The organism is Pseudoduganella flava, assembly GCF_007830495.1.
GTDB lineage: Bacteria > Pseudomonadota > Gammaproteobacteria > Burkholderiales > Burkholderiaceae_D > Rugamonas > Rugamonas flava.
Genome location: NZ_VLKW01000012.1, coordinates 51,592 through 76,071, shown reverse-complemented (window position 1 = coordinate 76,071; position 24,480 = coordinate 51,592). Strand labels below are relative to the sequence as shown.

Below are 24,480 nucleotides of genomic sequence, written 5' to 3'. Positions count from 1 at the left end.
GCGAAAGGGCGGCGCCGGCAGCGCCCCGTTAGCTGCGAGCAAGGTCAGGAGCGCCGCAATCCTTCCTGCAGCATCGCCAGCATGTCCTCGGCCTTCATCCGGGCAGCCATCTCGCTGCCATCGAGCAGGCTGTCGGCCAGTTCGCGCTTGTGCGCGTGCAGGTCGACGATGCCTTCCTCGATCGTGTGCCGCGCCACCAGCCGGTAGATCGTCACGGGCCGCTTCTGTCCCATGCGGTGGGCGCGGTCCGATGCCTGGTCTTCGACGGCCGGGTTCCACCATGGGTCCATGTGGATCACGTAGTCGGCCGCCGTCAGGTTGATGCCCACACCGCCCGCTTTCAGGCTGATCAGGAAAACGTCGCCTTCGCCCGCCTGGAACGCATCGACGCGCTGCTTGCGTGCGGCCATCGGCGTGGCGCCGTCGAGGTACTGGTAGGCGATGCCGTTGCGGTCCAGGTGCGCGCGGATCAGCGCCAGGTGATCGACGAACTGGCTGAACACAAGTACCTTGTGGCGGTTCGCCAGCAGGCCTGCCAGCAGTTCGGCGAACGCGGTCAGCTTGCTGCTGTCGAGCTTCAGGTCCGGCGCAACGAGGTTCGGATTGCAGCACGCGCGGCGCAGCTTCATGATCTCGGCCAGGATCTGCATCGACTTGCGGTCGACTGGCGCGTCGATCGCGGCCAGCTTGTCGAGCGCTTCGCGGCGCAGCGATTCGTACAGCGCCGTCTCTTCCGCCGACAGGTCCACTTCCAGCACGATCTCCGTGCGGGCCGGCAGTTCAGTGAGCACCTGGGCCTTGGTGCGGCGCAGGATGAACGGCCCGATCAGCCGGCGCAGCCGGTTGCGTGCGCCCACTTCGGCCTTGTGGTCCTGCTGGCGCTCGATTGGGCCGGCAAAGCGCAGATTGAATTGTTCCAGCGATCCCAGCAAGCCTGGATTGATGAAGCGGAACAGGTTCCACAACTCGCCCAGGTGGTTTTCCAGCGGCGTGCCGGTGCACGCCATGCGGAAGTGGCCTTGCAGCGCCATCACAGCCTGCGAGCGCTTCGTCGCCGCGTTCTTGATCGCCTGCGCTTCGTCCAGCACGATCGTGTGCCAGCGCTGCTTCGTGAAGCGTTCCGATTCCAACTGCAGCAGGCCGTAGCTGACGATCACCAGGTCGAACGCGCCCGCGTTGTCGATCATCTCGGCGCGATCCCCCGCACCGAACAGCTTCACGTTCAGCGTCGGCGCGAAGCGGGCCGCTTCGCTGGCCCAGTTCAGGCATACGGACGTGGGCGCGACAACGAGGGTCGGCCCCTGCGGCGCGCGCAGCAGGATCAGCGCGAGCGCCTGGATCGTCTTGCCCAGGCCCATGTCGTCGGCCAGGCAGGCGCCCACGCCCCAGTGCGCGAGGCGGGCCAGCCATTCGAAGCCGTCGCGCTGGTAGTCGCGCAGCTCGGCCTGCAAGGTCGTCGGCAACTGCGGCTGGTATTCGGCCTGCGCGGCGATGCGGTCGATGTGCGCGCGCCACATGCGGTCCGCCTCCAGGCCGCCCACCTCGCCGGCCAGTTCTTCCAGCATGAAGGCGGCCAGCTGGTGCACCTTGACGCCGGCGTCGTCGTCTTCGCCGTACGCATCCAGTTCCACCAGGCGGCGGTGCAGCTCCTCGGACAGCGCGAGGAACTGCTTGTCCTGCAGCTCGATGAAGCGGCTCTTCGATGCGCGGATCAGGTCCAAGAGCTGGCGCAGGTCCATCACGCGCTCTTCGTCGATCTGCAATTGGCCGCTGGCGGCAAACCAGTCCTTCTTGCTCTTGATCGACAGCTTCAGCTGCTTCGTGTGGACGGACTTCGTGACCTTGAACGCCTCGCCGTCCGGCCAGGCGATCAGCACCCGCTCCGGACCCAGCTCCTGCAGCTCGGTCAGCAATTGCAGACACAACGCGGGCTGGCCGAGCAGCCACTCGTCGTGTTCGTACTCCGCCTCTTCCAGTACCGGGCATTTCAGCACCAGCTGGCGCAGGGCATCGCGCTCGCCGGCCAGGTTGCGGCGCACCTGCACCGAGCGCCCTGCCAGGTCCGTGATCACCGTCTCGGCACCCGCGCCCGGCGCGTAGTACGGCCCCGCGTCCGGCAGCGGCCGCACCTGCACCTGCATCCGCAAGCCCTGCTGGTAAGGCAGCAGGTGCACGTGCAGGCGCACGTCCGGATCGACGGCGCTGGCATTGACGCTGCCGCCGCCGATGTCGCTCTGCACCGTGACGCTGGTGGCCACCGTGCCGATCGCCTTCAGCACGTCGTCCTTCGCGTGCAGTGGCACGGCCAGGCCGTCGCCGAGGATCGCGGCGATGCGTCGGTGCTCGTCGTTGACGGTGACCACGCGCAGCCGGTTCGGCGCCTCGCGCAGCACGATCACCGGCGTCGATGAGTCGATCGTCGGCAGCAGCGACAGCCGCAGCTCGCCCTTGCGCTCCTGCACCAGCAGCTCCGGTTCCCCGGCCAGTACTTCCACGCGGGTCTCCGGTGCGTCATACCAGTACACGAACGGATGGCCGACCAGGTCGGGCAAGGCGGCCAGGATGTCGAGGTCATAGCGCAGGCCCGGCGAGTACGCCTGCCGCGATGGCGCGATGTGGGTACTCAGGCGAACGTCCTGTGGCGTCAGGTAATCCATCTGGGCGGCATCCTCGGACAGCCGCTTCAACGCAAGCGTCCGGCCGTTGGTCCACTGCCCCTTCGGATTGCGCTTCTGTTCGCGCGGCTCCATTTCGGCGATACCGGAACGCTCGCTCCACAGGAGCATCCATGCCAGCCGCGTCTCGCCCGCCGCGACCGGGGCTTGCTGGTGCAGGTTGATCAGCGCCGTCAGCTGGCGCTGCCACGCTTCCTGGCGGTCGAACCACGTGGCCATGTCGGGCAGGCCAAGCCGCTCGCGCAGCGCCGCGGCACGGCTGGCCGCCGCCTCGTCGCCCAGGTGCCCCAGCAGGCTTTCGGCCTGGGACGCGAGCAGCCCGTAGCCGGCGGTAGTGGCCTGCTGCACCATGTCCTGCAATTCGGCGCGGCGTTGTTTCAATTGCGGCAGCGCGGCCCACCAGTACACCAGCGCCTGGAACAACTGCGCCTGCAGCGGCGTTTCCCAGGCGCGCGTCAGCAGCACGTCCGCCTGCATCGTGCCGGCGCGGATCTGGCGCAGCATCGACAGCAGGTTGTACACCGCGCTATCCAGGTTGTGCTGGGCATGCACTGCCGCGTCCAGGTAGCTTTCGGCCGCCTTCAGCGACTTGGCATCGCCGGCGCGCAGCAGCGCCAGCACATACAGGTGGCCGCCGAAGCCCTGCAACAGGTGCTTGCGCTTGCCCGATTCGCGGCGGATCGCCTTCAGCGCGGCCTCGAAGCCGGCCAGCGCGCCAGGCACGTCGCCACGCAGCACTTGGACCACGCTGGTCAGGAACAGCCCCAGCGCACCCTGCTCGCCTTGCAGGAAGCGGGCGGCGTCCTCCAGCCGGCCGCACAGGATCGCGTCCTCGGCCAGCGCCAGGCGCAGCGCCGGGCTGACCTGGCCGTCGCGCCGCGTGAAGTGGCGTTCTGCGCTGCCCCGTACCGGCGTCGCCAGCGCCGGTTCGCGTTGCGCGTGCTGGAGCAGCAGCATCAGCACGTCGTCCAGCATCGCCGGGTGTACCAGTACCAGCATGGCCGGCTCGAACGGCTTCGTGAAAATGTCGACGACGGGATGCAGCTGGGCCGCCTCGTAACAGGCCATGCATGCCGCCAGCAGCGGCACCACGTCTTCCGGTGGGCGGCCGCGCAGCAGCGCCATGCGCAGCCGCGCCACGCCGTGCCGGTAGCTGCGCGGCTCGAACTTGCCGTTCCAGTTCTGGCGCATCGGGTAAAGCGCCTCGTAGGCCCTGCACAGATCGTCCTGCATGTGCGCGCCGATCGCCGCGCGGATCGCCGGCCAGCGCAGTTTCGGGTTGCACAGGTAGCCGCGGCCGACGACCAGCGTCGTGAACGCCAGCCGCTCCAGGTGCACGATGCAATCGTCCAGCGTGTGCACCGTCAGCGGCTGGCCCGCGTCGTCGGCGACGCCGGCCTTGCCGACGACGTCGAGGATCGCCGTGCGCCCGACCGGTTCGCCCATCAGCGCCAGCAGCGCCAGGATCAGCTTCTCGGGGCGCGGCAGCGCATCGAATTCGGCAAGCAGCGTATCGGCCATTCAGTCGTCGAGGTTGTCGATGTGGACGGGCGCCGGCGCGGCGCGATCGTGCAGGCCGAACATGCGCTGGTAGAAGTACAGCTCCGCTTCGAGCGTGCGGACGATGTTGGCCGCCTGGCGGAAGCCGTGGCCCTCGCCTTCCAGCGGCACGTAGGCGACGGGCACGCCGCGGCGGCGCAGCGCCTCGACCATCGCTTCCGACTGCGCCGGCGGCACCACCTTGTCGTCCAGGCCCTGGAAGAAGATCATCGGGCACGCCAGCTTGTCCGTATGGTGGCTGGGCGAGCGCTCAAGGTACAGCGCCTGCGCGCGCGGCTGCGGCGCGATCAGGTATTCGTTGTAGTGCGACTCGAACTTGTGCGATTCGTCGTCCAGGCCCTGCAGGTCCGACACGCCGTAATAGCTGGCGCCGAGCTTGAACACGTCGTGGAACGCCAGCGCGCACAAGGTCGTGAATCCGCCGGCGCTGCCGCCGCGGATGATCAGCCGGTCGCCGTCGGCGAGCCCCTGCTCGACGAGCCAGCGCGCGCCGGCCACGCAATCCTCCACGTCGACGACGCCCCATTGCCCTTTCAGCGCATCGCGGTACGCCCGGCCGAACCCGGTGCTGCCCCCATAGTTCACGTCCAGCACGCCGAAGCCGCGGCTGGTCCAGAACTGCGTAGCCAGCTTCAGCGTACTGGCGGCCATGCCCGTCGGGCCGCCGTGGCTGATGACGATCACCGGCGGCTTTTCACCGGCGGGCGCCTGCACGTCGCGGTTGCATGGCGGGTAGAAGAACGCGTGCGCGGTGCGGCCCTGCGCGCTCGGGTAGCTGACGCTGCGCGGGACGGACAGGTAACCCACGTCCGGCAGCGTGTCGATCGACCGCGCCAGCACCTGCACCGCACCGCTGGCCAGGTCGATGCGCGCGATCTCCGCGGCGATCGTCGGGCTGCCGCCCAGCAGCGCGACGAAGCCGGCGCCGACACGCAGCTCGCGGATCTCGTCGTAGGGAGTGGCGATCGGCGCGAGCGCCGCGCTGCCGATGGCCAGGCGCGCCAGCTTGCTGACGCCCTTGTCGATGTACGTGCAGACGATCTCGGTCGCGGAGGCAAAGCCGTACATCGCATTCCCGAACGTCCAGTGCGGCGTGGCGAATTCCGCTTCGAGGGGGCAGAGCGCCTCGATGCCGTCCGCCTGGCGGTACAGGTTCCACCAGCCGCTGCGGTCGGACACGAAATACAGCAGCCCGTCCGGCGACCATTCCGGCTGACAGATCGATTCGTCCGGCCCGCCGGCTACCAGCACAGGCTGCGCCAGCGTACCGTCGGCCTGCACGTGCGCGACCCACAGCTCGGTGCCTTGCCACGGCATGCGCGGATGATCCCACGTCAGCCACGCGAGGCGCGAGCCGTCCGGCGACAAGCGCGGCGACGAGTAGAAATCGTGGCCCTGCGCCAGCACCGTCTCGGTGCCGTCGAAGCCCACGGCGCACAGTGTATTCTCCGGCTGCGCATGCGACGACGGATCCTGCGGATGCGCCTCGCGCACGGCGATCAGCCGGCCGCGCGCCGCGTCGACGACGAAATCGGCAAAGCGCTGCCGGCCCGGCACGGTGAACGGCATCGGCTCGGCGCCACGTTCCTTGCGGTACAGGCGGTTGTCCGCGAAATGCGAGAAGTACACGGTGTCGCCCGCGACGGCATACGCGCCGCCGCCGTATTCATGCACGCGGGTGCGCACGTTCAGCGGTGCCGGGGTGAGCTCCTCCACGCCCCCGGCGGACAGGCGCAGCAGGGTGTTGCGGCCTGCCTCGCTGGCGCGGCCGGCGAGCCACAGGATGTCCTGGCCGGCCACCGCGAGCGACGCTAACGGGGTTGCACCGGCGGCGACGACGGCGGCGGTGATCGGCGAAGGCCAGGTACCAAAAGAGCAAGTGGGGGAGCTGTTCTGCATGGTCTTTTTGACGGACGAAAAGATCGGCGGGATGCGATAATACCCTCTTTCGTCCCGCTTTTGATTGCATTCCATGCCACAATTCGCCCCGCTTCAGAACGACACCTTCCTGCGTGCGCTGCTGCGCCAGCCGACCGAATACACCCCCGTGTGGCTGATGCGCCAGGCGGGCCGTTACCTGCCCGAGTACCGTGCCACGCGCGAGAAGGCCGGTTCGTTCATGGGCCTGGCGACGAACCCGGACCTGGCCACCGAGGTGACGCTGCAGCCGATCGACCGCTATCCGCTGGACGCGGCGATCCTGTTCTCGGACATCCTGACGGTGCCGGATGCGATGGGCCTGGGCCTGCACTTCGTCGAAGGCGAAGGACCGAAGTTCGAGCGGCCATTGAAAACGGAAGCCGACGTGCAGGCCCTGCGCCTGCCGGAACCGGGCTCGCTGGACTATGTGTTCAAGGCGGTGACGCAGATCCGCACCACGCTGAACGGCCGCGTGCCGCTGATCGGTTTTTCCGGCAGCCCGTGGACGCTGGCGTGCTACATGGTCGAAGGACAGGGCTCGCGCGAATTTCACACCATCAAGAAGATGCTGTACAGCCGCCCGGACCTGATGCACCACATCCTGGACACCAATGCCCGCGCAGTGGCCGAGTACCTGAACGCCCAGATCGAAGCGGGCGCGCAGGCCGTGATGGTGTTCGACTCGTGGGGTGGCGCGCTGGCCGATGGCGCCTACCAGCAGTTCTCGCTGCAATACATGCAGAAGGTCGTCGCGCAGCTCAAGCGCGAGCATGACGGTGTGCGCATTCCCGCCATCGTGTTCACGAAGGGCGGGGCTCACTGGGCCGAGGAAATCGCCGCGATCGGCGCGGATGCGATCGGGCTGGACTGGACGGCCAATCTCGCCAAGGTGCGCGCCGCCGTCGGCGACAAAGTGGCATTGCAGGGCAACCTCGATCCCGCGATCCTGTTCGCGCAGCCGGACCAGATTCGCGCCGAAGTACACCGCGTCCTCGACGCCTATGGTCCGCACGATACGGGCCACGTGTTCAACCTGGGCCATGGCATCTCGCAGTTCACGCCGCCGGAGTCCGTTGCCGTGATGGTCGACGCCGTGCACACCCACAGCCGGGCCCTGCGCCAGCGTTCCTGAGCGCCAGGCAAACCCGACTTATGCACATTTTTTCCGGCCGCCAAAGGAAAAGGCGGTTCGGAAAATGCGTTCCGGCATCAAAACCTAAGTCGCTGATTTTCCAGCCTATTTTTTCGAACGGCCGGGCCGGTATTTTGCAATAAGTAAACCTTATCCCCGGATCAGGGAAATCTTGTAGGGTCATTCTCCACAAAGTTATCCACAAAAACTGTGGAAAAAAGCTAAAAGCGCTTAGTAAACCGCTACTTACCCAGGTTTTCCCAATTTTCTGCTGCATTGCACGAGTTTTAAGCAGGCAATAGCTGGACGGGAGCCGCTATTATTGCTGAGCTAGCTCAAGACAATCATCTGTTCCAACTGGCAATAAAACGTCCCGGCTTATTCAATCAAGTTCGTGAGCACTAGCGACTTATGCACAGCAAGATTAAAAAATTTCTCGACTGTGCCGCTCTGGGAGGGGATTTGCAAGTGATTGATTCTGAAGGGGAAAAATTGTGAAATCGGATGTTTCCCTACCTCAGCGTCGGTGGGGCAACGCGGGTTTCCGGTGCGTATGTCCACAAAGTTATCCCCAGAATTTGTGGATAGCTCACCGGTGACCATGGACCATTGCATCCTTCGAGTCGCGCTCGATACGCCGCTGCACGCGGTGTTCGACTACCGCTGGCCGTGCGACGCGGCGGCCCGCCCGTTCCCGGGGCAGCTGGTGCTGGTGCCGTTCGGCCCGCGCGAAGTGGTCGGCATCATCGTTGCCGTGGTCGACGACACCGACGTTCCTGCTGAAAAGCTGAAGGACGCGCTGGCCGTGCGCAGCCAGCTGGCACCGCTGTCGGACGAGTGGCTGGCGCTGGCCGGCTTCGCGGCCGACTACTATCAGCGCCCGCTGGGCGAAGTGGCGCTGCCCGGCCTGCCGAAGAACCTGCGCGTGCCGAAGACCGTGGCGCTCGACCGCGCGATCAAGAAGCTCGCGAAGGAGGAGGCGCCGCACGACCCCACCCCGGTCGGCATGCCGACGCTGAACGCAGGCCAGCGCGCGGCCGCCGATGCGATCGGCGGCGCGCAGGGGTATGCGCCGATGCTGCTGTATGGGGTGACGGGCAGCGGCAAGACGGAAGTGTACCTGCAGGCCTGCGCCCAGGTGCTGGCGCGCGAACCGGACAGCCAGATCCTGATCCTCGTCCCTGAAATCAACCTGACGCCCCAGCTGGAGGCCAACATCCGCGCGCGCTTCCCGGGGGTGACGCTGGCGACGCTGCACAGCAGCCTGTCCGAAGGCGAGCGCATGCTGCACTGGCTCGCCGCGCACCGGGGCAAGGCCCGCATCGTGCTCGGCACGCGCCTGGCCATCCTCGCTTCGCTGCCGCGGCTCAAGCTGATCGTCATCGACGAGGAACACGATCCGTCGTACAAGCAGCAGGAAGGCTTGCGCTATTCGGCGCGCGACCTGGCCGTGTGGCGCGCGTGGCAGCTGAAGATCCCCGTGGTACTGGGCTCGGCGACGCCGTCGCTGGAGACGTGGCACCACGCGCAATCGGGCCGCTACCGCAAGTTGGAACTGCGCGAGCGGGCCGTGCGGCAGGCCACGCTGCCGGCCGTGAAGCTGGTGAACATGGAACACGACCGGCCGGACGGCGGCGTGACGATGCAGCTGAAGGCCGCGCTGCGCCAGCGGCTGGAGCGCGGCGAACAATCGCTGCTGTTCCTGAACCGGCGCGGCTACGCCCCCGTGATCTGCTGCGAATCGTGCGGCTGGGTCAGCGACTGCAAGCGCTGCACGGCGTTCATGGTGCTGCACAAGGGCGAGTTCAAGCTGCGCTGCCACCACTGCAGCCTGGAGATGCGCATCCCGCGCCACTGCCCCACCTGCGGCAACGTCGACCTGCAACCGCTGGGGCGCGGCACCCAGCGCATCGAGGAAAACCTGCGCGAGTGGTTCCCCGAGGCGCGCATCCTGCGCATCGATGCCGACTCGACCCGCAAGAAGGGCAGCGCGCAGGAAGCGTTCGACACGGTGCACCGGGGCGAGGTGGACATCCTGATCGGCACGCAGATGGTCGCCAAGGGACACGACTTCAAGAAGCTGACCCTGGTCGGCATCCTGAACCCGGACACCGCGCTGTTCTCGCAGGATTACCGCGCCAGCGAACGGCTGTTCGCGCAGCTGATGCAGGTGGCGGGGCGGGCGGGCCGCACCGCGCAGACCGATGGCGGCAGCGCCAGCGAAGTATTGGTGCAGACGCGCTATCCGCAGCACCCGCTGTACGCGGCCTGCGTGAACCACGACTACGACCGCTTCGCCGGCGCCCTGCTGGCCGAGCGCGAACAGGCCGGCCTGCCGCCCTACCTGTTCCAGGCGATGCTGCGCGCCGAGGCGCCGGAGTTGGCGAAGGCGCTGGAATTCCTGCTGGCGGCGCGCGACTGCATCGCGCACGACGGCATCACGATCAACGACCCGATCCCGATGAGCATGACCCGCGTGCACAACGTCGACCGCGCGCAACTGCTCGTCGAGTCACCGTCGCGCCCCGTGTTGCAGGCATTCCTGAAGGAGTGGATGGCGCGGCTGCGCGACATGCGCACGCGCGTGAAGTGGTCGCTGGAAGTCGACCCGGTCGATATCTGAGGCAGCCCGGCTTCAACCGGTGCGCGGGTCGTACGCCAGCCGGCGCACCGTTGTCGCGTTCAGCAGGCGGGCATCCGCATGGCGCGGGTTGATGAGGATGTTGTGCTCCTCCGGTACCACCACCGAAGGCACCGCCAGCAGCAGCGAGCGGGCGCCGGCACACCACATGTCACCGGCCGTACGGCTAGTGATGCCGGCCGGGATCGCGTCCCATCCGCCCGGCGCCTCGAGGATGCTGCGCGCGTTCCACTGCGCTTCAGGAATGTCGATCCGCACCAGGAAACGGTTGAATGGCAGGTCGCCCCCGCCCAGGTGCACCAGGGTCTCGAGCATCGCCAGCGCGATACTGGCGGATGCGTAGACCATCGGCACGCCCTCGCTGTTCCAGCGCCCGCCGGTGAGCCGTGCACCCATGCTGCTGAGGTCGTTCGCCCGATATCCCGGGGACTCGATACCGATCCGCCACACAGCGGTCATGCGTAGGTCCCGGACTGCATCATCGCCAGCAGGCGTGCGATCAGCTTCTGGCCTTCGACCGTGTCGAGGTAGCTGGCTGGCGTGGCGCCGCCCAGGGCGGGCAGCGGGGCGTTGATCCAGCGCGCCATCCAGCGTGGCGCATCGAAGCCCTCGGGGTTGCCGGCCTCGTCGATCATCGCCTGCACCTGGCCGATCAGCGCCTCGATGCCGAGCACGCGCTCCGATTCGTCGCGCGCCAGCTTCTCGCCGGCCCGCGCCTTGCGGCTCAGCGTCGCGCGGGACAGGCCCAGTGTGCCGATCAGGCTTTCCTTCGTCACCTGCATCAGTTCGGAAAGGCGATCCACCCGCCGTGCCGGCACGCCGGCCCGGATCGCTTCAATGCGTTCCTGCGGCGGCGCAAGGTAGATGTCGACGTACCGGTAGGGAACGGCCGCCTCCCGGACAGCCAGCGCCGGCACGGGTGGCGCGGCCGGGTAGCGCACGATCGCTGCCTTGCCAGTGGTGCGCCGCTTGCGTGGTTTTTCCATGGGCCTCTCCTTTGAGACATCAATGTGTCTCAATCGCGAGATCAACTCAAGCGCCATCCCTCACCCGCATGACCTGCGTCAAACGATCAGGCGTTAGGGTTGCACCAGGTATTTGCCCGCGACGGTGATGACCTGCTCGGCCAGCGCCTGCGTGAACGGCGTTTCCAGCTCCCACGCATGCCAGGCCAGCGGCACGTCGACGTACGCGCCCGGCAGCAGGTCCAGCAGCTGGCCCTGGGCCAGCGCATGCGCCGCCTGCAGATAAGGCAGCAAGCCCCAGGCGAGGCCGCCGAACAGGCAGTCGTTCAGTGCCGTCGACAGCGGCAGCGTGTGATGGGGATACGTGTCGCCCAGCGCCAGGTGCTCGGCAAGGAAGCGGGCGGTGAGTTCGTGGTCGTGCGTGACGGCCGGGGCAAGCTTCACGGCCTGGGCCATGAAACCGTCGCCGAACCAGTGCGCCGCAAACTGCGGTGTGGCGACGGCCACGTAGCGCATCGCGCCCAACGGCGTCACGGTCGGGCCACGCCCGTCGCTGCCGTCGGGTTCGGCGATGGCACCGAACACGGCGCCATCGCGCACGAGCGGCAGCGCCTGTTGCCGGGGCGCGGCGCGCACTTCCAGCTGACAGCGGGGCGGCATCAGCAATGGCGGCAGGCACAGCGGGAACCACGTCGCCAGGCTGGCGGCATCGACGGCCACGGAGAGCTCCGGCATGCTGACCGGTTTGCCCAGGTCGATGTCGAGCGTCGCCTCCATCAGCTTCACGTTGCGGTAGTGGCTGATCAGGCGCTGGCCCAGTCCCGTCGGCGTGGCCGGCACGCCGCGCACGATCAGCAGGCGGCCCACGCTGTCCTCCAGCGTCTTGATGCGTTGCGAGACGGCGCTCTGGCTGATGCCCAGCGCCGTGGCGGCCTTGTCGAAGCTGCCGTGGGTGGCAACGGCGTCCAGCACCGCCAGGGCGCGATAGTCGAATTGTTCCATAAGGCAAGCTTATAAGGAATGAAAAATATAAGCAATGCTGATGTGCGTGCCCTGGTGTAGCATGCCGGGAAGAATCAAGGAGACTCCATGGAACAGATCCGTTGCGACGTAGCGATCATCGGTGCCGGCAGTGCCGGCCTGTCGGCATATCGGGCCGCCCGCGCGGCCGGCAAGCATGCGGTGATGATCGAAGGCGGTCCATACGGGACCACCTGCGCGCGCGTCGGCTGCATGCCCAGCAAGCTGCTGATCTCGGCGGCCGAAGCAGCCCATGCCGTGCACGCGGCCAGCGGCTTCGGCGTCCATGCCGGTACCGTGCGGATCGACGGCGAAGCGGTAATGGAACGCGTGCGCCGCGAGCGGGACCGGTTCGTGGGCTTCGTGGTCGAGAATGTCGAGCAGCTGCCACCAGAGGACAAGATCCGCGGCTATGCGCGCTTCGCGGCGCCGAACCGGCTACTGGTCGACGACCACACGGAGGTGCATGCGGAGCGCATCGTCATCGCCACCGGCTCGACGCCGATCGTGCCCGAGGAATGGGCGCTGGCGGGCCCGCGCGTGATCCACAGCGATGCCGTGTTCGAGTGGACCGACCTGCCCGATTCGGTGGCCGTCATCGGCACCGGTGTCATCGGCCTGGAGCTGGGCCAGGCGCTGCATCGCCTGGGCGTGCGCGTGGCGCTGTATGCGCGCGGCACCAGCGTGGCGCAGCTGGGCGACCCGGAAGTGCTGGCCGACGCGGCCCGCACGCTGCAGGAAGAACTCGATATCCGCTTCGAGACCCAGATCGTGTCCGTGACGGCGGACGGCCAGCAACTGGTGCTGACCACGCGCGACGCGGCGGGGAACGAGCGCCAGGACCGCTACGACCATGTGCTGGTGGCGATCGGCCGCGCGCCGAACGTGCAGGCGCTGCGGCTGGACCTTGCCGGCATCGAGCGCGACCGCCGCGGCGTGCCGCTGTACGACCGCACCACGATGCAGTGCGGCACCAGCCCGATCTTCATCGCCGGCGATGCCAACGACGAACTGCCGCTGCTGCCGGAAGCGGCCGACCAGGGCAAGATCGCCGGCCACAATGCGGCACTGTACCCGGACGTGCAGCCCGGCCTGCGCCGCACGCTGCTGGCGATCGCCTTCACCGAACCGCAGATCGCCACGCTCGGTGCCGGCTGGCGTGCGCTGTGGCAAAGCCATGGCGGCCGTTTCGCCGTCGGCAGCGTGTCGTTCGCGAACCAGGGACGCAGCCGCGTGATGCTGCAGAACCGCGGCCTGCTGCGCGTCTATGGCGAGTACGGCAGCGGGCGCTTCCTGGGCGCGGAAATGATCGGCCCGCGCGCCGAACACCTGGGCCACCTGCTGGCCTGGGCCGTGCAGGCCAAGCTGACCGTGGCCGCGATGCTGGACATGCCGTTCTACCATCCCGTCATCGAGGAAGGGGTGCGCACCGCGTTGCGCGACCTGGCGGAGCGGTTGAAGCATCCGCCCGCGGAACCGCCGCCGCCTTGCCCCGACTGCACCCCCGGCACGTAACGAACGGAAAAACAACGGTTCCACGAGCTTTCCCATCGTCGACCATGGGAGCGTTACCTTTTTGTTATAGACTCTTGACTCTTAGCAAGAAGGCGCTGCCGTACGCGCCTTAGATTGATACTCGCAGGCAATAATCGGGGACACCCATGACGATACGGCGAATTACCCACGGCGACATCCGCGTCGGCGAACTTCTGGCCTGGGACGTGTTCGGCGAAAACGGCGCGCTGCTCGTCCGCAAGGGATTCCTGCCTTCGTCCGACGTCCAGGTCGACAATCTCGTCGAGCGCGGCTATATCGACGACCCGGCCGTCACCACCGCCGCGGTGCCGGTCGCCGAGCCCCCATCCGTGCTGCGGCTGCTGAACCACGCGGTCGCCGAGCTGGAGCCGCTGCTGCACCGCATCGCGGCCGGCGGCGGCAGCGTGCAGGCGGAACTGGAACAGGTGGCGCTGCTCGTCATCCAGGCCGTCGACGCCAATCCCGAAGTCGCTGCCGCCTGCATCCTGCACAACCAGCAAGCCGCCGCCTATGCGGTGCGCCACTGCGTCGACACGGCCGTGGTGGCACAGATCGTCGGCCGCGCCGTCAAGCGCCCGGCCGGTGAAATGATGGCGATGACGCTGGCGGCGCTGACGATGAACGTCGGCATGCTGCGCCTCCAGGACGAACGGGGCCAGTTGTCGGACGACGAGAAGGCACTGGTGCGCGCGCACCCCGAGCGCGGCACGGCACTGCTGCGCCAGGCCGGCATCGCGGATCCGATCTGGCTGGAATGCGTGCTGTCCCATCACGAGAACGAAGACGGCAGCGGGTATCCGCGCGGCCTGGCGGGCGACGCGATCGCGCTGCCGGCCAAGCTGGTCGCGCTGGCGGACCGCTACTGCGCGCGCGTGTCGGACCGGCCTTTCCGCAAGCCGATGCTGCCGAATGCCGCGCTGCGCGACATCCTGCTCGAAGCCCGCCATGCGCTGGACGCGCAACTGGGCGCCGTGCTGATTCGGGAACTGGGGATTTATCCGGTGGGGACTTACGTGCGACTGCTGAACGGCGAAGTGGGCGTCGTCTCGCGCAAGGGCCTGAACTCGACGACGCCCTACGTGCAGTCGATCATCGGCCCGCGCGGCGCACCGCTGGAAGTATTCCTGCAGCGCGATACGCGCGGCGATCTGTCGGCGATCCGCGACGTGCTGTCGGCCGAGCAGGTCGATACGCAGATCCGGATGGATCAGGTGTGGGGCAGGTCGGCGCTGCCGTAAGCCGCCCCTCAGGTCAGTTCAACGACGCATCCAGCCGCCCCTCCTGGGCCAGCTCGCGCAACACGCGGATCGTGTCGATATCGGATTCCTTGTAGGCAGACCTGCGGAAGTCGTCGAACATCGCGTTTTCCTCGTCCTCGCGGGCGTTGTGCGCGTCCTCGTACTCGAAGCGCACGAACAGGTGCTTTTCACCGCCGTGCCGCTCGATCGTCATCGTCAGGCTCGACTTGCTGATCTCACCCTGCGCCGCCACCTCGTAGCGGATGCGGTCCGGGTATTCGAGCACCACGGTATCCTCGATCACCAGGTCGCCGTAGCGCTGCGTGCGCTTGAACCCTTTGCCGCTGCGCTCGCCGATATGGCACTCGTCCAGGTGCGGTACGAACAGCATCGGCGATTCGGCACGCAGCACGAGGCCGCGCCACACCTGCTCATGCGTCAGGCTGTCGATCAGCGGATTGCCCGGATCGTTGATTTCAATGAGATGTTCGAATTTCATAGGGTGTTGCCTGAACGGCAAAAAAGTCGTGAACCGAATGCCACTATATGCCGCTGGCCGCTGAAAGATCAATGCCCGAGAGGTTACAATGCTTGGCTCTGCCTGCTTGATCCCTTCTCCACATGTCCAACGCACCCCAATTCGGCCTGAACGGGCCGCAAAGCGAAGCCGTGCTGTATCTCGACGGTCCCGCCCTCGTGCTCGCGGGCGCCGGATCGGGCAAGACGCGCGTCATCACGCAAAAGATCACCTACATGATCGAGGACCGCGGCTATGACCCGCGCACGATCGCCGCGCTGACCTTCACCAACAAGGCCGCCCTCGAGATGCAGGAGCGGGTCGCGAAGCTGCTCAAGCAGCCGAAGCAGGCCAAGCTCCTCACCGTGTCGACGTTCCACTCGCTGGGCGTGAGGATCCTGCGCCAGGAAGCGAACCACCTGGGCCTGAAGGACCGCTTCTCCATCATGGACAGCGACGATTGCTACTCCCTCGTGCAGGATCTCGCGATCACGACGGACAAGCAGCTGATCCGCCGCATCCAGAACGACATCTCGCTGTGGAAGAACGGCCTCGTGACGCCCGAGCTGGCGCTGCGCAACGCGAAGGACGAGGACGAAGCCCAGGCCGCGCGCATCTACGCCAGCTACTTGGCCACGCTGTCGGCCTACCAGGCCGTCGATTTCGACGACCTGATCCGCCTGCCGGTGGAGCTGTTCCGCGACAACGAGACCGTGCGCGACAAGTGGCAGCGCCGGCTGCGCTACCTGCTCGTCGACGAATACCAGGACACCAACACGTGCCAGTACGAGTTGCTGAAGCTGATGGTGACGGGCCTGGGCAAGAAGCCGATGTTCACGGCGGTGGGCGACGACGACCAGGCGATCTACGCATGGCGTGGCGCCACCATCGAGAACCTGCGCAACCTGCAGGTCGATTTCCCGAACCTGAAGCTCATCAAGCTGGAGCAGAACTACCGCTCGACGACGCGCATCCTGCAGGCGGCCAACGCCGTCATCGGCAACAACCCGAAGCTGTTCGAGAAATCGCTGTGGTCCGAGCACGGCCTCGGTGAGCCGATCAAGGTGCATGCGATGGCCAACGACGAGCAGGAGGCGGACCAGGTGGCGATCATGATCTCGGCGGATCACTTCGAACGCAAGAACAAGTGGTCCGATTACGCGATCCTGTACCGCGGCAACCACCAGGCCCGCATCATCGAACAGGCGCTGCGCAACCAGCGCATCCCGTACACGATTTCCGGCGGCCAGAGCTTCTTCGACAAGGCAGAGATCAAGGACATCATCGCCTACCTGCGCCTGCTGGCGAACCAGGACGACGATCCGGCCTTCATCCGTGCGGTGACGACGCCGCGCCGCGGCATCGGCCAGTCCACGCTGGAGATCCTGGGCGCGTTCTCGGGCCAGTGGCAATGCTCGCTGTTCGAGGCAGTGTTCAAGGGCGGCATCGAAGCAAAGCTGAACGACCGTCAGCTGAAGCCCCTGCGCGACTTCTGCAACTTCATCAACGACCTGGAAGCGCGCGCCAGCCGTCCCGGCCCATCGGGCAGCGGCGACAACGCGGCGCAGGTGCTGGATGACCTGATGGAAGCGATCCACTACGAGCACTACCTGTACGACACGCTCGAGGAGCGCGCCGCGCAGAGCAAATGGCAGAACGTGCTCGACTTCGTCGGCTGGCTGAAGGACCGCGGCCGCGGCGGCAAGGAGCGCGATGGCGAAGAGAAGAATGTGCTGGAGCTGACGCAGATGGTCGCGCTGATGTCGATGCTGGAGGGGAAGGACGAAGACCCGGACGCCGTGCGCATGTCGACGCTGCACGCATCGAAGGGCCTCGAATATCCGCACGTGTTCCTGGTCGGCGTCGAGGAGGGTATTCTGCCGCACAAGGGCGACCCGGATGCGCCGGTGGAGACGCTGGCACAGCGCATCGAGGAAGAGCGGCGGTTGATGTACGTGGGGATCACGCGCGCCCAGCGCACGTTGCAGCTCACCTGGTGCAAGAAGCGCAAGCGGGCCGGCGAGCAGGTCCACTGCGACGTCTCGCGCTTCATCGCCGAGATGCAGTTGGACGTGGGCGACGCGCCGCCGAAGGAAACCGAGGTGCTGAGCCCGCGCGAGCGGCTGGCCCGCATGAAGGAACTGCTGGCCAGTTCGAAACCGAAGGAAATCACGTGAACACCGAAGACCGCTTCATCGACATCGAAATCAAGCTGGCGCACCAGGAAGACCTCGTCGAATCGCTGAACCTGCGCATCTACGAGCAGCAAAAGCAGATCGACCGGCTCGAAGGATTGGTCGCCCAGCTGGCCGAGCACCTGCGCACACGCACCGTGCAGGCGCCTGTCAACGAGCGGCCGCCGCATTACTGATCATGCAGGACATGGAGCGCTATCTCGCCGCATCGCAGTGGATCGACGCCGACCACCCGCACGTGCGCGCACAGGCCGCCGCGCTGGCCGGCAGCGACGTGGAAGATACGGCCCGCCGGTGTTTCGAATTCGTGCGCGATACGATCCGCCACAGCTGGGACTTCCAGCAGAACCCGGTCACGTGCCGCGCGTCCGACGTGCTGGAACACGGCACCGGCTACTGCTACGCGAAGAGCCATCTGCTGACGGCGCTGTTGCGCGCCAACGGTATCCCGGCCGGGCTGTGTTACCAGCGACTGGCCGTCGGCACCGCGGGTCCGCCGTTCTGCCTGCACGGGCTGAACGCCGTCTGGCTGCCGCGGCATGGCTGGTATCGCATCGATGCGCGCGGCAACAAGACGGGTGTCGATGCGCGCTTCACGCCACCCGTTGAACGGCTGGCGTTTCCCGTGCTGGCCGAGGAAGAGCGCGATCTGCCGGAGATATGGGCCGAGCCGCTCGCCGTGGTGGTCGATGCGCTGAGCCGTTACGCGACCGTCGAGGCGGTCGCGGCCAATCTGCCCGACATCGAGTTGCTGCCGTTACCGTTGAACCGGTGAGCCTGGGCGGCGCGCCTGGGTTCCCATCCGCGACCTCAGCGCGGCCAGCTACGGATGCTGTGTTTTTTCCCAATCGAAACGAGCGGTCAGAGCACGGCCGCTTCAGGCATGCTTTCACCTGTGATTCATTTTTTGCAGGAGGAGCTATGCAAGCAACTTGGATCGTCACGGCCAATAACGGCCGGGCCCGGATTTACGCACAGAAGGAAGCCAACAGCGCATTGCTGGAAGTGGAGGACCTGGTCAACCCGAGCCAGCGCGGCCGTGTTTCCGACATCGACACGGACCAGCTGGGGCAATTGGCCGCCGGTAAAAGCATCAAGAGCGTGGGCGCCGCGCTGCCGCAAAGCGGCTACGAGCCGAACCAGACGCCGCTCGAGCACCAGGCCGAGCTGTTTGCCCGCAGCGTGTGCGACTACCTGCTGCAGGCGTACGCCGAGAACCGCTACAAGAAGCTGATCCTGGCGGCCGGGCCCGAGATGCTTGGCCTGCTGCGCAAGCTGCTGGACAAGCAGGTGACGAACGCGATCACGCAGGAGCTCAACAAGGATTACACGCACGTGTCGCCGCACGACTTGCTGGAGCAGCTGAAACAGCACCAGACCTGACCTGGCGATGATGAATCGGCGCCCGCGCCGGTTCATCCGCATGTTCGTCCGCATCTTGATCCGCACTTTCATCTTGTCTGTCGCGGCAAAAATCTTGTTCCACTGAACGGCTTTTTTGCCGCGCCGGAACGCCCTACAGTGGCGCCTTTCACAAGGAGCCACGATGAAACCATTCCACACCCTCGCATTTGCCGCCACCCTGCTGTGCGCCGGCGCGTCGGCGCACGCCGCCAACGTACTGGTACTGCTGTCCGATGCGGACCACCTTGACCTGAAGGACGGCAAGCGCTACGAGACGGGCTTTTACCTGAACGAATTGATGGTGCCCGTGAAGATGCTGCTGGACGCCGGCCACCACGTCACCTTCGCCACGCCGGAAGGCCGCGCGCCGGCCGTCGACAAGTCCTCGCTCGACGCGCAGTACTTCGGCGGCGACACTGGCGCGCTGGCCGCGCACCGCGCATTGATGGAGCAGCTGGCGCTGACCGCGCCGGAGGCATCGCCCGTCGTCAGCCTCGCGCGCATCGAGCAGCAGGGGTATGGCCGTTACGACGCCGTGTACGTGCCGGGTGGCCATGCACCGATGCAGGACCTGATCCGCAGCCCGCAGGCCGGCCGTCTGCTGAAGGCCTTCCACGCCGCCGGCAAGACGACGGCGCTGGTGTGCCACGGCCCGGCCGCGCTGCTGTCCACCATCGGCCAGCCGGACTTCGTCGCGCGGCTGGAGGCGGGCAAGCCGGTCACGCGCCCCGAATGGATCTATGCGGGTTACCGGATGACGGTGATCAGCAATGCCGAGGAAGAGCAGGCGAAGGGGCTGCTAAACGGCGGCACGATGAAGCTGACGCCGCAGACGGCGCTGCAGGCGGCCGGCGCCGACTATCGCAGCAACGCGCAGCCGTGGACTTCCCACGTCGTGCAGGACCGTGAACTGATCACCGGTCAGAACCCGGGATCGGCGCTGGAGGTCGGCAAGTTGCTGCTCACGCGGCTGGCCGCGCCGCGCTGATCGTCCCACCGGCCAGGTGCCGGCCCAGCCGGCGGCCCAGGCACAGCAAGGTCAACGTCGGCGGCAGGCCCCACGGCCCAGGCAGCGCCGCCGCATCGCATACATACAGCCCGGGCGTGGCCGTGCGCAGATCCGCATCGAGCACGTTGCCGATCGCCGCGGTACCGCCCGGGTGCGCGGCGAAATGCCAGCTGCTGAACACGTGCGTGGCGCCGGCGTGATGCAGGATGTCGCGGGCGATGCCGATGCCCCGCTCGAAGCGCGTGCGATCGGCGGGCGTCAGCGTCTTGTCCACCCAGCGCGGGCCGACGGCGCCGCCCATCTCGTCGGCGATCTTGACCATGATCGACAGCGTGCGCCGATGCGCCAGCAGGCGGTCGATGCGCCCGACCTGGGCGGCAAACGCCTGGTACATCGGGCCCGGCAGCGTCAGGTCCGCAAACGAAATGCCTTCGTCCGGCAGGGCGCAGCCGGCGGCCATCGGCACCTCGGCGCCGCCGTCGATCCCGTCCACCTCGCCCATCACCGCGATGACAGGATCCGTGAAGAGCGGCACCTGCCGCGGCGCGAGGCCGGAAGCATGCAACAGCCGCGGCGTTCCGATGCCGCCCGCCGCCAGCACGACGACGGGTGCTCGCACTGTATGCAGCGCGCCGTCATGCGTCACCTCGACGCCTGTCGCCTGGCCGCCTTCCACAATTACCTTCTCCACGCGCGCATCGGCGACCAGTTGCCCGCCGGCCCGGCACGCGTCGTCCAGGAAATCGCGCGCTGTCCACTTGGCGCCGAACGGGCAACCGTACACGCAGCGCCAGCAACCCGTGCGGCAGCTTTGCGGGCGGATCATCTTGTCCAGCTTGCGCCAGGCAAGGCCGGCGTCGCGCGCGCCCTGCATGATGCGCGCCGCCATCGGGCCGACCAGCTCGTCGGGCAACGGCCCGAGCGGCAGTTCCGCACGCAAGGCCCGCTCGTCTTCCGCCAGGTCGATGCCGTGGCGCGCGAACAGTGCGGCTGGTGGCGATGCGGCCGTCGCGAAATTGATCGCCGAGCTGCCGCCGGCCGTGACGCCGCGCACCAGCAGCGAAGCGTCGCGGTGGAAGAACGCGCCCTTGCCGGGCACGGCCGCCATCGCGGTCATCTGCGTCAGCTTGCCCGTCAGCGGCGCGGCGCCGCCCCGTTCGAGGATCAGCACGCGCGCGCCGGCCTGCGCCAGCGTGCGCGCGACGCTGGCGCCGCCGGGGCCGGAACCGACGACGATGGCGTCGTAGAAGGGTGCGAAAGAGACAGGCATGGCGCGATCCTAACACCCGGCGTTTGTGTCCGGGCGCTACCGGGGTATCATGTGACGTTTCCGCAAGGCATTAAATGAAAAACCTGCCTGCTTGTGCCCCTGCCGCACCGGCGCAGCCTCCGGTCGAGCCGCCACCGCCGGCGACCGCAGCTTGCGCTGACGAGTACGTGCGTTTCGACGCTGCGATTGATGCGTTGCTGCGCGACGATGCGCTCGAGCCCGATGCGCTCGCGGCCGAGCTGCGCCGCAGCCTGGACAGCGAGGCGCTGATGAACCTCGGCGACGCCGCGCACTTCGAGCGCCGCGTGGCCGAGCGGCTGGCGGGCGGGTGGCGACCCGGCCACGAAGTGCTGTTTCGCGCCGCCTGCGCGACGTTCGGCTGGGCGCGAGATCCGGCGCGTCCGGCAGCGCTGGGGCCCGCAGGGGCGGTGATACGCCAGGCGGTCGTCGAGCAACAGCGCTTTGATCGTCAGCATCCGGAGGACATCGAATACGCCCTCGCCCTGATCGGGCAATTGCACCAGCCGCCGGACGACGACGATGAACTCTGGGACTTGCAGGTGGGATTCGATCAGCTGGCGGCGGATTTTCCAGTCTGGCTGCGCATGAACGCTCCCGCCGCGAGCATCGCGCGCTTGCAGCGATCGTTCGCCGCTTCCTTCGACGTCAAGCCGGTCGACTCGCCGGAAGAAGAGCGGCGCAGGCAGGACGTGCGGCGTCGCTTCAAGTACGCCCTGTGGGGCGTCGCGCTGTGCGTGGCGCTGGCGGCGGGATTGGTACAGGTCCGCAAACTGGGCTGGGAGAGGGCCTTGGAGCGCGAACACTCGCAGTGGACTGGTAAGCCGGAGCCAGTACCCCGGCGAACGGAACTCCCGGAAGAACATCGGCGGCGTATCGAACACGGGATTGCGTACCACGGAAGCGTCGCGGAACTACCTGCCACGCTGAGCTACAAGATTTTCCTCGGTGCGGACCGGCAAGCGGTCGTCGTGATGCCGATGCAGCGCTCCGGACTGCCCCCCTTCGACGCAGCGGTTGCATCGGCCGTTCGCGCCGCGGAGCCGTATCCCGCCGACATGGCACCGAGTTTTACGTTGACCATCGCCCGCCCCGAGCGATGAATGCCATCCTCACGGATGACTCCGCGAAACACGCCTGTTATTATCCTGCACTCAAGCCTGCCACCGAGCAGGCGTTTTCACATGGCGCCGGCGACGATCTCGCCGGCTTCGACTGGTTAATCGAAAGACGATATGACCCCTCCACGTAAGCTCGCTCTCGCCGCCGGCCTGGCGCTGGCATTCTCGGTAGTTCACGCGGCCCCCGCCGCAAAACCGGCCACCACCATGCAAGCCACCGCCGCCAATCCGCTGATCACCGTCAGCCCGCTGCCGTTCCACTATCCCCAGTTCGACCAGATCCGCGACGAACACTTCCCGCCCGCCTTCCAGGCCGGCATGGACGCGCATCTGAAGGAGATCGCCGTCATTGCGAACAACCCGCAGCCGGCGACCTTCGAGAACACGATCGTGGCGATGGAAAAGAGCGGCGTGCTGCTGCACCGTGTCGCGACGACGTTCTCGAACCTGCAGACGGCGAACACCAACGACAAGCTCGATGAGATCGACCGCGACATGTCGCCGAAACTGGCGGCGCACAGCGACACGATCCACATGAACGCGAAGCTGTTCAAGCGCGTCGAAACGCTGTACGGCAAGCGCGACAAGCTGGGGCTGGACGCCGAGTCGAAGTATCTGCTGGAGCGCTACTACCAGGACTTCGTGCTGGCCGGCGCCAAACTGTCGGCGAAGGACAAGGAAAAACTGAAGGCGTTGAACGGCCAGATCGCCACGCTGCAGACCACCTTCACGCAGAACGTGCTGAAGGAACTGAACGCGTCGGCGCTCGTCGTCGACACGCGCGAAGAGCTGGCCGGCCTGCCGGAAGCGGCCATCAACGCCGCGGCCACCGCCGCGAAGGAGCGCGGCCTGGACGGCAAGTTCGTCATCGCGCTGACCAATACCACGGGCCAGCCGCCGCTGGGCGAGCTGACCAACCCGCAGGTGCGCGCGCGCCTGATGGCCGCATCGCTGGCACGCGGCAGCCACGGCGGCGAATTCGACAATCGTGCCGTCGTCCAGAAACTCGTCAAGGCCCGTGCCGAACAGGCGCAGTTGCTGGGCTTCGAGAACTTCGCCGCCTACTCGCTGGCCGACCAGACGGCGAAGCACCCGTCCAACGTCAACAAGCTGCTGGGCGAGCTGGCCAAGCCGGCCGTCAACAACGCGAAGAAGGAAGCGGCGGACCTCGAAAAGGTGGCCGGCGGTCCCGTTACGGCGGCCGACTGGGAGTTTTACGCCGACAAGGTGCGTGCGCAGCGCTTCGCGTTCGACGAGAAGCAGTTGAAGCCGTACTTCGAGATGAACAACGTGCTGGCGAACGGCGTGTTCTTCGCCGCCAACAAGCTGTATGGCATCACGCTGGCCGAGCGCAAGGACCTGCCCGTGTATAACCCGGACGTGCGCACGTTCGACGTGACCGATGCCGACGGCAAGCCGCTGGCGCTCCTGATCGTCGACATGTACGCACGTGGCAACAAGCAGGGCGGCGCGTGGATGAACGAATACGTGTCGCAATCGTCGCTGCTGGGCGAGAAGCCCGTCGTCGGCTTCCACCTGAACGTGCCGAAGCCGCCGGCCGGCGAGCCGACCCTGCTCACGTTCGATGAAGTCAAGACGGCGTTCCACGAATTCGGCCACGTCCTGCACGGCATGTTCTCGAACGTGAAGTACCCGCGCTTCTCCGGCACCAACGTGCCGCGCGACTTCGTCGAGTACCCGTCGCAGGTCAACGAGATGTGGGCCGTGTGGCCGGAAGTGCTGGCGAACTACGCGAAGCACTACCAGACGGGCGCGCCGATGCCGAAGGAACTGCTGGACAAGATCACCGCCGCCCGCAAGTTCAACCAGGGTTACGCGACGACCGAGTACCTGTCCGCTTCGCTGCTGGACCAGAAGTGGCACCAGATCAAGCCGAGTGAAGTGCCGGACGACGTGCTGGCGTTCGAAGCCAAGGCGTTGAAGGATGCCGGCGTCGACTTCCCGCTGGTGCCGCCGCGCTACCGCACCACGTACTTCTCGCACAGCTTCTCCGGCGGCTACTCGGCCGGCTACTACGCCTACCTGTGGGCCGAGAAGCTCGATGCCGACAGCGTCGTGTGGTTCAAGGAGAACGGCGGCCTGCTGCGCAAGAACGGCGACTGGTTCCGCAAGACGCTGCTGTCGCGCGGCGGCACGGCCGATGCGATGGAATTGTTCCGTAACTTCCGCGGCCGCGATGCCGTCATCGAACCCCTGTTGGAGCGCCGCGGCCTGAACGCCCAATGACGCGCATTCGTT

19 protein-coding genes are annotated in these 24,480 nt (G+C 66.9%); 12 read left to right on the top strand and 7 right to left on the bottom strand.

The features are described 5' to 3' along the window. Positions 1-44: 44 nt before the first annotated feature. Positions 45-4,196: a DEAD/DEAH box helicase gene (locus IP92_RS24840; RefSeq protein WP_145880354.1), complete on the bottom strand. Its 4,152-nt coding sequence runs from the start codon at positions 4,194-4,196 to the stop codon at positions 45-47. Then, entirely contained in the window at positions 4,197-6,134 is a 1,938-nt protein-coding gene (locus IP92_RS24835) for a S9 family peptidase (RefSeq protein WP_145880352.1), read from the bottom strand. A gap of 73 nt (positions 6,135-6,207) precedes the next feature. Here IP92_RS24835 and hemE point away from each other — a divergent pair, with 73 nt between their 5' ends. Together hemE and IP92_RS24825 are read left to right on the top strand one after the other, a co-directional pair. Further along, a complete protein-coding gene (hemE, locus tag IP92_RS24830) occupies positions 6,208-7,287 on the top strand; it encodes a uroporphyrinogen decarboxylase (protein WP_145880350.1) in 1,080 nt (359 codons plus the stop codon). A 601-nt stretch (positions 7,288-7,888) separates the two neighbouring features. Beyond that, on the top strand, positions 7,889-9,910 hold the full coding sequence (locus tag IP92_RS24825; protein WP_145880348.1) for a primosomal protein N': 2,022 nt from the start codon (positions 7,889-7,891) through the stop codon (positions 9,908-9,910). A 12-nt stretch (positions 9,911-9,922) separates the two neighbouring features. Here IP92_RS24825 and IP92_RS24820 read toward each other — a convergent pair whose 3' ends face one another. The 3 genes from IP92_RS24820 to IP92_RS24810 all read right to left on the bottom strand — a co-directional run bounded on the left by IP92_RS24820 (position 9,923) and on the right by IP92_RS24810 (position 11,895). Beyond that, a complete protein-coding gene (locus IP92_RS24820; RefSeq protein WP_145880346.1) occupies positions 9,923-10,387 on the bottom strand; it encodes an RES family NAD+ phosphorylase in 465 nt (154 codons plus the stop codon). Continuing rightward, positions 10,384-10,914 (bottom strand): Xre family toxin-antitoxin system antitoxin, encoded by a 531-nt coding sequence (locus tag IP92_RS30615; RefSeq protein WP_229418959.1) that lies wholly within the window; start codon positions 10,912-10,914, stop codon positions 10,384-10,386. Before IP92_RS30615 ends, IP92_RS24820 begins: the two co-directional genes overlap by 4 nt. Before the next feature lie 93 nt (positions 10,915-11,007). Continuing rightward, entirely contained in the window at positions 11,008-11,895 is an 888-nt protein-coding gene (locus IP92_RS24810) for an ArgP/LysG family DNA-binding transcriptional regulator (protein ID WP_145880344.1), read from the bottom strand. Between the two features lie 87 nt (positions 11,896-11,982). Here IP92_RS24810 and IP92_RS24805 point away from each other — a divergent pair, with 87 nt between their 5' ends. Continuing rightward, the gene (locus IP92_RS24805) at positions 11,983-13,428 is read left to right on the top strand and encodes a dihydrolipoyl dehydrogenase (RefSeq protein ID WP_145880342.1); all 1,446 of its coding nucleotides are present in this window, start codon (positions 11,983-11,985) and stop codon (positions 13,426-13,428) included. A 146-nt stretch (positions 13,429-13,574) separates the two neighbouring features. Continuing rightward, a complete protein-coding gene (locus IP92_RS24800; protein WP_145880340.1) occupies positions 13,575-14,687 on the top strand; it encodes an HD-GYP domain-containing protein in 1,113 nt (370 codons plus the stop codon). A gap of 13 nt (positions 14,688-14,700) precedes the next feature. On the opposite strand, the gene IP92_RS24795 is transcribed toward IP92_RS24800, so the two are convergent. Further along, the gene (locus IP92_RS24795) at positions 14,701-15,186 is read right to left on the bottom strand and encodes an SRPBCC family protein (RefSeq protein ID WP_145880339.1); all 486 of its coding nucleotides are present in this window, start codon (positions 15,184-15,186) and stop codon (positions 14,701-14,703) included. A gap of 122 nt (positions 15,187-15,308) precedes the next feature. On the opposite strand from IP92_RS24795, the gene IP92_RS24790 reads away from it, so the two are divergent. From IP92_RS24790 to IP92_RS24770, 5 genes are all read left to right on the top strand, one after another. Further along, the gene (locus IP92_RS24790; protein ID WP_145880338.1) at positions 15,309-17,381 is read left to right on the top strand and encodes a UvrD-helicase domain-containing protein; all 2,073 of its coding nucleotides are present in this window, start codon (positions 15,309-15,311) and stop codon (positions 17,379-17,381) included. Beyond that, positions 17,378-17,575, top strand: coding sequence for a SlyX family protein (locus IP92_RS24785; RefSeq protein ID WP_145880337.1), 198 nt, complete (start codon positions 17,378-17,380; stop codon positions 17,573-17,575). Before IP92_RS24790 ends, IP92_RS24785 begins: the two co-directional genes overlap by 4 nt. Positions 17,576-17,586: 11 nt before the next feature. Beyond that, positions 17,587-18,174: a transglutaminase-like domain-containing protein gene (locus IP92_RS24780; RefSeq protein WP_145880688.1), complete on the top strand. Its 588-nt coding sequence runs from the start codon at positions 17,587-17,589 to the stop codon at positions 18,172-18,174. Positions 18,175-18,320: 146 nt separating this feature from the next. Beyond that, positions 18,321-18,782 carry a host attachment protein gene (locus IP92_RS30020; protein ID WP_158206755.1) on the top strand — a complete coding sequence of 154 codons (462 nt, stop codon included), beginning with the start codon at positions 18,321-18,323 and terminating at the stop codon, positions 18,780-18,782. 163 nt (positions 18,783-18,945) lie between these two features. After that, positions 18,946-19,791, top strand: a complete 846-nt coding sequence (locus IP92_RS24770) for a type 1 glutamine amidotransferase domain-containing protein (protein WP_145880335.1) — start codon at positions 18,946-18,948, stop codon at positions 19,789-19,791. On the opposite strand, the gene IP92_RS24765 is transcribed toward IP92_RS24770, so the two are convergent. After that, on the bottom strand, positions 19,766-21,082 hold the full coding sequence (locus IP92_RS24765; protein ID WP_145880334.1) for an FAD-dependent oxidoreductase: 1,317 nt from the start codon (positions 21,080-21,082) through the stop codon (positions 19,766-19,768). The two genes, IP92_RS24770 and IP92_RS24765, sit on opposite strands and share 26 nt — an antisense overlap. A 74-nt stretch (positions 21,083-21,156) precedes the next feature. Here IP92_RS24765 and IP92_RS24760 point away from each other — a divergent pair, with 74 nt between their 5' ends. The 3 genes from IP92_RS24760 to IP92_RS24755 are packed head-to-tail and all read left to right on the top strand — an operon-like array spanning position 21,157 to position 24,468. After that, complete coding sequence (locus IP92_RS24760; protein ID WP_145880333.1) at positions 21,157-22,203, top strand: hypothetical protein; 1,047 nt, start codon at positions 21,157-21,159, stop codon at positions 22,201-22,203. Beyond that, on the top strand, positions 22,200-22,352 hold the full coding sequence (locus tag IP92_RS30015; RefSeq protein ID WP_158206754.1) for a hypothetical protein: 153 nt from the start codon (positions 22,200-22,202) through the stop codon (positions 22,350-22,352). The genes IP92_RS24760 and IP92_RS30015 overlap by 4 nt, the downstream gene beginning before the upstream one ends. After that, positions 22,336-24,468, top strand: a complete 2,133-nt coding sequence (locus IP92_RS24755; protein ID WP_145880332.1) for a M3 family metallopeptidase — start codon at positions 22,336-22,338, stop codon at positions 24,466-24,468. The genes IP92_RS30015 and IP92_RS24755 overlap by 17 nt, the downstream gene beginning before the upstream one ends. Positions 24,469-24,480 lie beyond the last annotated feature (12 nt).

Bases quoted from the DNA above. Each gene is read 5' to 3' on its own strand.
- IP92_RS24795 (WP_145880339.1), bottom strand. From the start codon at position 15,186: ATGAAATTCGAACATCTCATTGAAATCAACGATCCGGGCAATCCGCTG.
- IP92_RS24840 (WP_145880354.1), bottom strand. From the start codon at position 4,196: ATGGCCGATACGCTGCTTGCCGAATTCGATGCGCTGCCGCGCCCCGAG.
- IP92_RS24765 (WP_145880334.1), bottom strand. From the start codon at position 21,082: ATGCCTGTCTCTTTCGCACCCTTCTACGACGCCATCGTCGTCGGTTCC.
- IP92_RS24820 (WP_145880346.1), bottom strand. From the start codon at position 10,387: ATGACCGCTGTGTGGCGGATCGGTATCGAGTCCCCGGGATATCGGGCG.
- IP92_RS30015 (WP_158206754.1), top strand. From the start codon at position 22,200: ATGAATGCCATCCTCACGGATGACTCCGCGAAACACGCCTGTTATTAT.
- IP92_RS24805 (WP_145880342.1), top strand. From the start codon at position 11,983: ATGGAACAGATCCGTTGCGACGTAGCGATCATCGGTGCCGGCAGTGCC.
- IP92_RS30615 (WP_229418959.1), bottom strand. From the start codon at position 10,914: ATGGAAAAACCACGCAAGCGGCGCACCACTGGCAAGGCAGCGATCGTG.
- IP92_RS24810 (WP_145880344.1), bottom strand. From the start codon at position 11,895: ATGGAACAATTCGACTATCGCGCCCTGGCGGTGCTGGACGCCGTTGCC.
- IP92_RS24800 (WP_145880340.1), top strand. From the start codon at position 13,575: ATGACGATACGGCGAATTACCCACGGCGACATCCGCGTCGGCGAACTT.
- IP92_RS24790 (WP_145880338.1), top strand. From the start codon at position 15,309: ATGTCCAACGCACCCCAATTCGGCCTGAACGGGCCGCAAAGCGAAGCC.
- hemE (WP_145880350.1), top strand. From the start codon at position 6,208: ATGCCACAATTCGCCCCGCTTCAGAACGACACCTTCCTGCGTGCGCTG.
- IP92_RS24760 (WP_145880333.1), top strand. From the start codon at position 21,157: ATGAAAAACCTGCCTGCTTGTGCCCCTGCCGCACCGGCGCAGCCTCCG.
- IP92_RS24835 (WP_145880352.1), bottom strand. From the start codon at position 6,134: ATGCAGAACAGCTCCCCCACTTGCTCTTTTGGTACCTGGCCTTCGCCG.
- IP92_RS24780 (WP_145880688.1), top strand. From the start codon at position 17,587: ATGGAGCGCTATCTCGCCGCATCGCAGTGGATCGACGCCGACCACCCG.
- IP92_RS24770 (WP_145880335.1), top strand. From the start codon at position 18,946: ATGAAACCATTCCACACCCTCGCATTTGCCGCCACCCTGCTGTGCGCC.
- IP92_RS24755 (WP_145880332.1), top strand. From the start codon at position 22,336: ATGACCCCTCCACGTAAGCTCGCTCTCGCCGCCGGCCTGGCGCTGGCA.
- IP92_RS30020 (WP_158206755.1), top strand. From the start codon at position 18,321: ATGCAAGCAACTTGGATCGTCACGGCCAATAACGGCCGGGCCCGGATT.
- IP92_RS24825 (WP_145880348.1), top strand. From the start codon at position 7,889: ATGGACCATTGCATCCTTCGAGTCGCGCTCGATACGCCGCTGCACGCG.